The sequence below is a fragment of the Candidatus Cryosericum odellii genome (assembly GCF_003570935.1).
GTDB classification, from domain to species: Bacteria; Caldisericota; Caldisericia; order Cryosericales; family Cryosericaceae; genus Cryosericum; species Cryosericum odellii.
Genome location: NZ_QXIU01000037.1, coordinates 1 through 458, shown reverse-complemented (window position 1 = coordinate 458; position 458 = coordinate 1). Strand labels below are relative to the sequence as shown.

Sequence of the window (458 nt, the reverse complement as noted above, 5' to 3'; positions counted from 1 at the left end):
TCGTCCTGCTTGAGGTCCTCTGCGCCACTGTCCACTGCAATCATGAACAGATCGTCGTATCCCTTGTCAGCCGGATCGATTTCCAGCGAACCCTTCCGCTCGAAGCCCCAGCTGACAGATCCGTTCTCTCCCATAGCGCCACCGTGCTGCGAGAGGATTCTTCTGATTTCCGAAGTCGTGCGGTTCTTGTTGTCAGTCGAGGCCTGGATGATGAATGCGGTGCCATTGGGACCATAACCTTCGTATGAGGTCTCCTCGTAGCTGACACCCTCCATCTCTCCGGTTCCGCGCATGATTGCTTTCTTGACGTTGTCATTGGGCATACCTGCTGACTTGGCCTTTTCTACAGCTGCCCTCAACCGCGTGTTCGTTTCGGTACTTCCTCCACCTGCCTTCGCCGCGATAATGATCTCACGAGTGATCTTGGTGAAAGCACGACCACGCTTGGCGTCTTCTAC

Annotated in this window: 1 protein-coding gene; it reads right to left on the bottom strand. The window is 55.0% G+C overall.

All coding sequences use genetic code 11. The features are described 5' to 3' along the window. On the bottom strand, window positions 1-458 hold a 458-nt coding region (locus SMC5_RS01350; RefSeq protein ID WP_207798948.1), incomplete at both ends, for a YebC/PmpR family DNA-binding transcriptional regulator.